The organism is Fibrobacter sp. (assembly GCF_017545445.1).
In the GTDB taxonomy this organism is placed as follows: Bacteria; Fibrobacterota; Fibrobacteria; order Fibrobacterales; family Fibrobacteraceae; genus Fibrobacter.
This window is the reverse complement of the sequence record NZ_JAFWOM010000154.1, coordinates 1-10,727: the sequence shown is the minus strand read 5'-3', so window position 1 is coordinate 10,727 and position 10,727 is coordinate 1. Positions and strand designations below refer to the sequence as shown.

The window sequence follows — 10,727 nt, the reverse complement described above, 5'->3', positions numbered from 1 at the left end:
GGAATTTGTTCAAAGCAGGTGCTTCTTGTAGGCATTCATCAATGGAGGGAATGCCAGAGAAAAACAAGATGGGGAATATGGTGCATGAACAGATAATCGCCGAATAGATAAAAGGTTTGTCTGAGACTTTGATGTCGAACAGGTTGAAAAATCCGAATAGGAGACCGTTAATGGCAATGAGCAGGAATACAGAAATTGCGCCAGCGATGACAGCGGCTTTGGCGTTCTTCACCAAGAATACCCAGAATCCGTTTTCGTCTTTTTGCTTGAAGAACGGAGCGATGAAAATGCTCAAGAATACGGTTGTATAGATAAATAGCCCTGTTACCAAGACATAAGTGTGTTCGGTATTGTTGTCGGTTGAAACATAGTAAAAGGTTAGTGCGATGGAAACGGCTAACCATACGGCCTCGGCGACGACATGGGGGATAATGCTGAATTTTTTCCGGGATTCCTGGACCAGCGAAATCGTGAGGGCTATCATCGTGGCCGCAATCGGATAGAAGAACAGCCAAAAAAGTAATTTGCTATCGGTTAGCAAACTGTGGCTTTCAAAAACGTAGATAAATGCGATGGTCGTAAAAATGGCAAACGCCACTGCGAGTGGAAACCGCTTGAACGCCGTCGAGATTTGACTCGGGTATTTTTTGATTGCTGTTAAGTCCATTTTATCCCTCCAATAGGTATTAGGTTACAGGTTATAGGTGTTAGGATTAGTATCATGCACTTTGTGCATCTATTATAAGGCGGCTTTGCCGCGATTATTTACCTAAGACCTAACTCCTAAAACCTAATACCTCTTCCTTCTAACTTCCTACTCCCACACACCGTCAATGACTGGATCCATTCGGCTTCGCCTCAGGATGACGTTTCTTTCTTTCTTCTTCCGCAGTCATCCTCGACCGTTCCACTCACTGTCATCCTCCGAAGGGGGATCCAGTGAAGTCTTGTAACGCATAAACAAAAATGACTGGATCCTTCACATTCGTTCAGGATGACGTTTCCTTCTAACTTCTAACTTCTAACTTCTTACTTCTTACTTCCTACTTCCTACTTCCTACTGTCTACTTCCCTTCCCGTTCTTTCCGCTCTTTCTTCAGTTGCTTCAACTGTGCGAGGCGTTCGCCGAGTGCTTTTTCGCGTCCGTAAGGCTTGGGTTCGTAAATCGTCGTGCCGACAAGTTGCGTGGGCAAGTGCTCCTGCGCGGAGTAGCCGCCCGGACTGTCGTGGTCGTACTCGTAGCCGTTCCCGTAGCCGAGTTGCTTCCCGACGCGGGTGACGGAATTGCGGTAGGCGCGTGGCACGGGGAGCGTTCCCGTCTGCTTTACGATGGCGTCTGCCTTCATGCCTGCGAGTTCGAGGCTGTTGCTCTTGGGTGCGAGTGCCAGATAAACGGCGAACTCGTCAAGTGCAATCAAGCCTTCCGGGATTCCCATGAAGTCATACGCTTCGCGGGCAGATGTCGCAAGCAGTAATGCGTTCGGGTCGGCTAGTCCAATGTCTTCCATTGACATTCGCATGAGACGCCGTAAAATGAATCGCGGGTCTTCGCCGCCTTGCAGCATGCGGTGCATCCAGTAAAGTGCTGCGTCCGGATCGGAACCACGCACAGACTTGTGCAACGCCGAAATCAAGTTGTAATGTTCTTCGCCGCTCTTGTCATAACGCAGAGGCTTCTTGTACTGGAATTCTTCGAGCAGCTTTTCGTCGATAACTTTGTTGTCGCCGAGGTTCTTGCCAATCCATTCAAGCTGGTTCAGCAGGAATCGTGCATCGCCTTCGGATTGCGCGATGAGTTTATCGACAACCGCGTCTTCGACTTCGACATCCTTGAGTTGGAGTCCGCGTGGATGGTCTCGCAATGCGCTGAAAATGAGCGTCCGCAAGTCCTCTTTGCTTAAGGGTGCGAACAAAATCAGTTGGCAGCGGCTGAGCAAAGCCCCGTTCACTTCAAAGCCCGGATTCTCCGTGGTCGCGCCGATGAGCGTTACCGTGCCGTCTTCCACGGCACCGAGGAGTGCGTCCTGTTGCCCCTTGTTAAAGCGGTGGATTTCGTCGATGAAAAGTATCGTGTCCATGAACGCTTTTTTCATCTGGCGAGCGTCCGCGAGAACTTCCTTGACCTCTTTCACGCCGCTTGCCACAGCCGAGAGTGCGACGAAACGCTTCTTGGTGTGCTGGCGGATAACGTGGGCGAGGCTCGTCTTTCCGCAACCCGGAGGCCCCCAGAAAATCATGCTGGGGACGGTGTCGCTTTCAAGGCTCTTGCGAAGCAAGCTCTGCTGGCCAAGAATCTTGTTTTGGCCGAGGAACTCGTCCAAGTTTTGCGGGCGGAGGCGTTCTGCTAAGGGGGCGTCCATGGTCGTGCCTGAAAAGTTGCTCTATTATTAGTCGCTAAAAAGTTTGTCTTCGACTTTCTTGATGCATTCGGGCTTGTCGCGGGTCGGAACTCCGCCTTTCGTGAACACGTGGATGGAATAGCCGGTCGTGCAGAGTTCGCCGTTCAAAGTGACTTGGTAAAGGAATTTGTACTTGCAGCGGCCTTCGTGTACCAGCCTTGTTTCGACATCGACAAAGTCCCCAAAACGGCACGGGCGCTTGTATTGCACGTTCAATTCGAGGACGGGGCTTGCAAAACCTTCGCGTTCAACTTCGTCGTAAGGGGCGCCCACGGCACGGAAAAAGTCAACGCGTGCTTGCTCAAACCAAATGGGGTAGGTGGCGTGGTGGACGATGCCCATGGCGTCAGTTTCTGCGTAGCGGACTTGAATGCGAGTTGTAAAAGAGTAATTGTTGTCCATGAATGTAATTATATATGGGTGGTACTTTCAGAGATATAAAGTAGTAAAATGAGTTTGGAAATTTGGAATTAGAATCTAAGGGATTGAATTAATTTTGGTTGTATTCTTTCTTAGTTCTTATTGTTCTGATTGTATCTGCGGCGATCCATTGTAATGTTCGTTGATTGAAAATTCCCGTAATGATCGTTTCGTAAATGGTGTCTACATAAGCGGAATTATTTGAGTTTTCGTTCATAAACGGATGGCATCCTTCAAAAAAATGTTTTTCGACAATCTTTATGGAATCGCCATTCTTGTCGATTCTATCGATTGGCAAATACCAGGTTTTATTCCATTCGATAAAACCTGATGGGCAATGTAATGTGTTTTTAGGCTGAACATTTTTTTGTTGAAAAAAGTCGCCGATGAAAGTTCCGGCGACAAAACTTGCGAACAATATAATGCAGAGTTTTTTCATGTATATCCTGAGTTATTAAATTATTCGAATCCGTCACAGCAAAAGTTGGAGGCTGCGTTCATAAAAGCTTTGCGTTTACGTTCCTCGGCTTCTTTTTTGCGTTGTTCCTCTTCCTTGTCTTTTGCAATTTGGTCCAGCAATTCATTCTTCCTCTTGTCGGTTTCTTCGACGAATCGAAAGATTCGCTCGTCCCTCTTGTCCAGAGGCAAGCTAGGCTTGAAAATGTTAACAGGGTGAACCCTGACTGTAGAATACTTGAATGATGAGCCGATTTCAATAAACCCGTCGTTGTTGAGGTTCGGAGTCATGATTTGCACAAAGTCTCTTTCATATCCGAACCTTTTCCCTTGACCGTTGAGTTCTGTTTCGGCTATTTCAGGAGGGATGGCACAGGTTCTCACGACGCCCACACCCACATAATGATTTTTGGGCGTATAGAACTCCACGATGTCGCCCGGTTGGAATTTGAAATTTTTCCAGCCCTTGAAAATCCGTTTTTCTTCGGGGTCGCTAGAAAAGGTGGAGGTTTCGCTTTTTTCAAGGAGTGTGCCGTTGGGGCCATACCAGCTTTCAGAAATCCGTTCGCCACTCCCTTCTGCGGTGGTAATGAGGAACGCGTTACCGGGGCGTTCCAGCATACGGAAGCCGAAAAGGGGCTTTTCGTTGTTGGTGCAGTTCTTTACATATTTGACGATATCGTGTTCGGCCTCTTCACGGCTGGAAGTGTACAATACCCCTTCCAACTGAAGGTCGTAACCGATACCCTCGCCGTGATCAACGAAATAGCTGGGTTCGCGACCGTGGAAGTTTTTGGAATAGGCGAAAGTGACGAAGTGCGTGTTCTTTTCCATTTTATTCTCCATTGGAAAGGTGTTCGCCACTTATTATGTGATTCATTTCGGGGTCGTCTAGTGACCTAATTCAGCGTCAATATGTTTTTTTCTCGACTAAGCCTTGTCAATGGCCTTGATGTTGAAAAATTGAACTGTACCACGGCCATATCCTTCGTTTGACTATTGATGTCGTTCACGAAGCGGCTTTCTTTTTCCGAGACGCACCGCGCCATTTCGGCAATGCGTGCTCTATCGCCCTCGGCACTAGAAATCGCCAACGAAAGGTCTGTTCCCAGCCCATAAAATTGTCCTAGGAATTTGTCAATCGACTCTCCCAGCGAAATTTCACTTTCGTAGTCCGCGTCGCATTCCAGGTAGCTGTAAACGGTTGGCTTTCGGGAAATCAGTTCCTTGGTTCCAATTTTAACATCGATCCCGGATTCGGCGGTTCCCGGCAATTCAAACAACTCCGTTAGGTTGTCTTTGCTGCTTTTTAAAAGCCCCGCCATGATAGCCGCTGACCATACGGGCATATCGCTGTTACGCAGCGCCCTATCCAATACGATGCAGTTCCGCTCAATAGCCGCAAACCTGTTCGATGCAGAAGCTTCGTCCACGAACACATAGTCGCTCTTGAACTTTCTGTTGGCATCGGCACCGTTTTCAACATCGATTTTGGTATAGAAAAGGCTCTTGTTTTCCAAAAAATTGAAACGGTCTTCGTAATTCGGGTAGGCGGACACCAGCAACGCATAGACTAGCGCGGTGTAGCCCTCCGGGATTTTTACAGGATTTCGATACTCCGCAATGTCGCCCAAGAGGAGCAACAAGTTTTCGATGCTGATATTAGGCCAAAGGTTTTCGGATTTCAGCAAGTCATCCGAGCTGCTCGAAAGTTCCGGCACCAATTTTTGCACCTGGTCAAAATGCTTTGCTAGTTGCTTTATGAATTCGACATACCCGGCCAGCGTGTCGATCGGGCCGCCGACACTATACCCCTTGCCGTTACCGAACATCGCCTTCAAAAGGCCAGCTGCAAACAAGTCGGTATATTCGTTGTCGTTCACATTCATGCACATTCGACCTTGTCCGTTCGTGAACGCATTGAAACGGAGTTTTGGCAGGTACTGTTCGCGGTAGTACTTCGCGACGTCGGGCGTCATGGCGTAATCCTCGATATAGCAGATGCCGGACTTTTCCGTGATTTTGGCGTTACCATTAAAAAAGGTGACTCCATTTGTTCCACGGTATTTTGCCATCTCGGCAAGAACGGCAGAAGCCATGTGCGACAAGTCCGCGACACCGAGTCCCCGGACGCCATTTTTCAAGGGGTCGTAGGTTTCCCAAAATTCCCTGTTGCTCGAGAACAGTTCGAAATCCTTAAACGATTCTACGGGGAACTTTTTGTAGATGGTGCTTATGGCATCTACAATCTGTTTTTGCTTCATGGTCGAGGCCAGCCGTTCAAGGACGGAATCACCCATGTCGTCAAGGAACGCTTTCACGCCGGCATCGGTCATGTTTTCGAAAGAGAAGTTCTCGTCAAAATCGTCGCCATCGTCCGACGACGCGTCGTCATCCCACCGTTTGTACACGGGGATTGCCGCCTCGGTAATCAGCGGGAGGACTGCTTCCATCTCGGCCTTGTCCAAATGAACTTGATAGTGAGATTTTATCTGTACATTTTTTAGGGTGTTCCCCTTGAAAAGCGGCTTGTTTGTAGAATCGCACTGTTCCATACTGTCGATTTTTGACAATATGGATTTCTTGAGGGGATCGTCTAGCGCAGAGGCGGAAACAATTGCATAAAGGGAATTCCACTCGCTCTTTTTGCCGGGATGTTTCAGCAATTCCTTGCGGCCAAGGATGCAGCACTGTTGCGGCCAAATCCAGCCGAAGCGCGGAAAGCGACGGTTGCCCGTGCGCCTTGCGTCGCAAAGCTGCATGATGGCCAATTCTTCTGAGGCTTCTTCGTAATCGCGGCGGAGGCATTCCTTCGCAAATTCGATGTCCGACTTGAAGATAAACATGCGTTCTTTTGATTTGTCTTTGACGCTCCAGGAACCTTTGGCAAAGCCACTGCTCCTTTCGAGCTTCTTTTCGCCCCAGTCGATGTATGGCGACTGCGTGATTTTGGGCAATGCTTCCGCGGAATGTTCTTCGTAGCGCTTCTGGACTGCCGCATAACTCGGCTTCGAGTCGAATAGCTCCCAATCTGTACGGATTTTAGACAAAAGTTGCTCCGTATGGACAGAAATTGCCCCGGAAACAAAATCGTCCCTGCCGACAAGGCCAAGAGCGACCAAATCGCCTCTTACCTTGAATGAAACGCTGGATTCATGGAAAAATTGCAGGTCGTGTTCTTTCAGGGTGTCGTCAATTGGGCGGGCTTTGGTTTTGAGTTCTTCAAGACTCATTCCGTAGGCTTTTTCCACTACGGCGCGCACTCGGGTTTCGTCTTTCCTGAACTTCAACCACTCTTCGCACAAATTCCCGAAAATGTCAAATTCGCGGTCGCTCTGCAGAATGTCCAAGAGCGAAAAGAGCGTCTTTTCGTTCCCGACATGCTCGAAAACTTCTAGACCGTAATTTTCTTCGCCAACAAAAAACTCAGGAAGGTAAAAATTGTTCATAATTTCCTTAAAAAAGAGGTTTGACTTGTTCCGCCTTCCTATTATGTGATTCATTTTTGCGGGAAAAATAAATCTACAAATTTTTTTGTAGATCTCAGGTCTCTCCAAATATTATAAGAATTTTTGCGAACAATTTCTTTTGCTCTTTCATCAGTATTTGCTAATTCTACAATACAGTCTTTAAATGACAATTCATGTTTGTAAATAACTTCTCTGGCCTTATGGTCTCCAGCAAGAGCCATCTTTACAAGGATTTTCTCAAAATCAAAGGTTTTATAATGTTCATAGATAATCGTCTTTGCGCAATCATCATTTTTTCCATTTAAAGCCCAATGCGTTACAACCATCGCAAAATCATAGCAATTGGTGAATTCATTTTTGTCGTTTTCGTCAAAATCGTAGTTATCTTTTATAAAGAAGTATCTTTTGAATAGGTCATATATTGCTGATTTGGCAGTTTCGTTACCTTGCATAGCCAATTTTATTAAGCCGTCTTTAAATTTTATATTTGAGCGGCATTTATAGATTGCCGTTTTATTACCCTGCTTAATCAATTCTATCAAGCAGTCTTCAAATTCTTCTTTTTTATTGTTCTCGCAGACGATTTCTATGGCTGTGTTGTTTCCGTTTTTTGCAAATTCTATTACAAACTCATTAACATTGATTTTTTTACGAAAATCATAATATTCGGCATAAATAAACTCTATCGCTTCTGGAACTTTTTTTGCCCATGTTATAATGGTATCTTTACCCTCATTTTGTATAAAGTAGATACAATTTGCTTTGCAAGGACTATTTCGAGGCCAATATTTATATATAAGAAATTGTTTTATAATGTTTTTATCGCCAGTTTGAAGATAATTACTAAAAATTTCTTTTCCAGTTAGGTATTGGGCTATTTCAAAGGCATCATTATTATCTTCGTTCGCCAATTGAATAATTGAATTAACAAAATGAGCTACGATGTTATAACTCCAAGAGGATGCTTTTTCAAATAAATTGATTATACTTTGTTTAAAAATGTCTAAATGCGAGCAGACGAAATTTATCGCCCAAATATTCGGTTTTCGATCAAGTGATTTATCGTATATATTGTGAGCTGCGTGTCTAACGAATATACTCGCAAAATCATCTATTTTAGGATTTCTTTTTGGCACGGTAGGTACAATAATGGTCTCAGAAAAAAACAAGGCTACTGTTTGGTTTTTGGGTTTAGGGTTTTCATAACAGTCTATAATGATTTTTTGAGCCCTTTCGTCATTGTTTCCAGCCCATTTAAACAATATATCTATAAAGTTGTAAGAGAGGGGATAACTGTAAACGATATCTTTCGCTCTTTCATCGCCGTCTTTTGTGCAGATGATTAATGCGTCTTCGATTACAGAATCGGATAAACCTGTAAAAGTAAAATAGTCTTCATCACTATCATAGCTCAAAGGATTAGTTGTATAATCATTTAAGTGTAGGATTTGTTTATAATTTTCCAAAAAGAAATTTTGGGCTCTTTTATCACCGTTTTTCACCCAATCAACTATTGTTGTATTAAAGGTTTCAAAGTATTCATAGACGATGTCTATAATTTTTTCATCATAATTTCCTGTTTTGATTTTTTTATCAACTATTGTTACGATCGAATTGTCAAAGTTACTATTATGCTTTACAAAATCTTTATAATTTTCAAATAGAATGGTTTCAGCCTTTTCATCGCCTTCTTTTGCCCAATCGACGATAACCGACTTGAAATCGGCGAAGTGTTCGTAAATAAATTCTTTCGACATTTCGTTGTTGTCGCACATGGTCTTTATCTCCTTTTGGAGTATGTTTCTGTCGTAATAGGCGGAACTGCTGAAATGTTTTACAGTCATTAAGGCTGTCTTGTCGCTTTCTTTAACAGCTTTTTCAAGAATGAATTTCATGAAGGGGTGGATTGCTTCGCTATCCTTGAAATAAAAATTCGTGTAAATAACGAGCTTCGTAAATTCCGATTCCGCGATAGGCGTTTGGGGCAAGAATCGTTTGGCAATCAGCTCGCACAGTTCTTCATTTTTTACGGCCTTTTCTAGCTCTTGCCAAATGTTTGTGAGTTCTTCTTTGGCAATGCCCTGGTTAACTTCGATTTCTTTATTTTCCAAATAATCATTTATATGTTCCAATGCGGCCTTGCTTACGGCGTTGATTTCACCCCAGGTCGGGCGCTCCTTGAAACGTTCGTTCCAGAACAACTCGAAATCGGTCAAGAACAAATCCTTTCGGTTGAAATGGAACATATCCCTCGTCGGCAACAACGAAATCGCCTTCTTTATTTCTTCGTCAGATATGTAGCATCCGTGAATTCTCTTGACGGGTCCATCTGTCGAAAGCAGCATGTCGCCCTTTCCCAAAAGCTTCTCGGCACCACCAAAACCAAGAATGGTAGAAGAGTCGACTGCCGTAGCCGTTTTCAGGGCGATTCTTGCGGGAATATTCGCCTTGATGTCTCCCGAGATAATCTTTGTGCTTGGACGTTGCGTTGCGAGAATTAGGTGAATTCCGACATTACGGGCTTTTTGTGCAAGCTTCATAATACAGTCGACCAATTCCTTAGGCGAACGCATCATTAAGTCCGCATATTCGTCTACGACGGCGACAATGTAAGGCATGTCCTGAGTAAAAGGAATAGGCATGTCTTCTATTTGTCCAAGATTCAGTTTGCGCTTGAAATCTTTAATGTTCCTGCAACGGCATTTTTCAAGAATGACATTGCGGGCTTCCATTTCTTGAACAAGCCACATCAAGGATTGCAAAGCTTCGTCAACTTCTTTAATGACATGGCCAGAAACCAGATTGTGCATCTTTTCGTACGGGAAAAATTCCACGCGTTTCGGGTCGATAAGCAAGAACTGCAAATCGGCTGGACGGCAATTAAGGGCCAGCGAAACTATGATTGAATTGAGGCAGACCGACTTGCCGGAACCCGTTTGCCCCGCAATCAACATGTGCGGAGTCTTTGTGATATCCAAATATACCGAGTTGCCTTTTGTGTCTACGCCCAGAGCCGCTGGCAACTGCATGTGGCTGCAATCTGAATGAAATACGTTGCCGAACTGAATTTTGCAGGGTTTTGTATTTGGAATTTCTATGGCGACGGCCCTCTTTTCGGCTGCCATCGAAATCTTTAAGCTCGCCACTCCCAGCCTGATTTGCAAATCGTCCGCACGTTCTTCGACAGAACTTACGCGAACACCCGATGCCGGCGCAAAATAGACGCTGGTCACAATGGGGCCGGTCTCTGTCCCGACAATTTTACCTTCAATGTTAAACGATTTCAGAATTTTGAGAATAGATTCCCCAAGACCTTGATCGACGCTAGGTTCGAACTCTACTTTATTAAATGTTCCGGCTTTTGGAAGACTAAATTCATCAAGAATGGTTGGCATTGGAATCCTGTTCATAATCTATACTTTTTCACAATATATCATTTTACTCAAGGCGTCGTGGGTGAAATGGGGCAAGCGCATCATATTTAAACATGCTTATATAACTCAGGCAACGATATATTATGTGATTCGTTTTGTGATTACTGAGCCGTACTCTGGTCTAATTTGTTGCTCATTTTTGCACTAAAAAATCTATCAACACTCAACTAACAGTCTTTTCTCTACTTTGTTTACTCTTTTTTTAGAAAAAATCAATTTTTTTTCAAAAGAAACGCGATTCTTGTTGACAAACCCCGGTAAATCTTATTAAATTTGCCACGCTTTAGTTTTTCAAGGACTTGAGCAGAGTGCCAAAGTAGCTCAGCTGGTAGAGCAGCTGATTTGTAATCAGCCGGTCGTAGGTTCGATTCCTATCTTTGGCTTAACATAATGGGTCGTTGCCCGAGTGGTTAAAGGGGACGGACTGTAAATCCGTTGGCTTACGCCTACCGTGGTTCGAAACCACGACGACCCACGACAATCAAGCCCTACGGTGTCAAAGGCATCGTAGGGCTTATGCCCAGGTAGCTCAGTGGTAGAGCACTTCC

Annotated in this window: 6 protein-coding genes, 2 tRNA genes and 1 pseudogene; 2 read left to right on the top strand and 7 right to left on the bottom strand. The window is 44.7% G+C overall.

All coding sequences use genetic code 11. The features are described from left to right. The 7 genes and pseudogenes from IKG78_RS18045 to IKG78_RS18015 form a co-directional block, all read right to left on the bottom strand. Window positions 1-667, bottom strand: a pseudogene (locus tag IKG78_RS18045) (hypothetical protein); the annotation flags it as partial. Between the two features lie 397 nt (window positions 668-1,064). Next, window positions 1,065-2,360, bottom strand: coding sequence for a replication-associated recombination protein A (locus tag IKG78_RS18040; protein ID WP_290946075.1), 1,296 nt, complete (start codon window positions 2,358-2,360; stop codon window positions 1,065-1,067). A gap of 27 nt (window positions 2,361-2,387) precedes the next feature. Beyond that, window positions 2,388-2,801 (bottom strand): thioesterase family protein, encoded by a 414-nt coding sequence (locus IKG78_RS18035; protein WP_290946073.1) that lies wholly within the window; start codon window positions 2,799-2,801, stop codon window positions 2,388-2,390. Window positions 2,802-2,889: 88 nt separating this feature from the next. Beyond that, on the bottom strand, window positions 2,890-3,258 hold the full coding sequence (locus tag IKG78_RS18030; protein WP_290946071.1) for a hypothetical protein: 369 nt from the start codon (window positions 3,256-3,258) through the stop codon (window positions 2,890-2,892). 20 nt (window positions 3,259-3,278) lie between these two features. Beyond that, window positions 3,279-4,109 carry a hypothetical protein gene (locus IKG78_RS18025; protein ID WP_290946069.1) on the bottom strand — a complete coding sequence of 277 codons (831 nt, stop codon included), beginning with the start codon at window positions 4,107-4,109 and terminating at the stop codon, window positions 3,279-3,281. 65 nt (window positions 4,110-4,174) lie between these two features. Continuing rightward, complete coding sequence (locus IKG78_RS18020; protein WP_290946067.1) at window positions 4,175-6,724, bottom strand: hypothetical protein; 2,550 nt, start codon at window positions 6,722-6,724, stop codon at window positions 4,175-4,177. Between the two features lie 50 nt (window positions 6,725-6,774). Then, complete coding sequence (locus tag IKG78_RS18015; RefSeq protein ID WP_290946065.1) at window positions 6,775-10,140, bottom strand: DNA translocase FtsK; 3,366 nt, start codon at window positions 10,138-10,140, stop codon at window positions 6,775-6,777. 349 nt (window positions 10,141-10,489) lie between these two features. On the opposite strand from IKG78_RS18015, the gene IKG78_RS18010 reads away from it, so the two are divergent. Then, window positions 10,490-10,562, top strand: a tRNA-Thr gene (locus tag IKG78_RS18010). A gap of 9 nt (window positions 10,563-10,571) precedes the next feature. Next, a tRNA-Tyr gene (locus tag IKG78_RS18005) sits at window positions 10,572-10,654 on the top strand. Window positions 10,655-10,727: the final 73 nt, after the last annotated feature.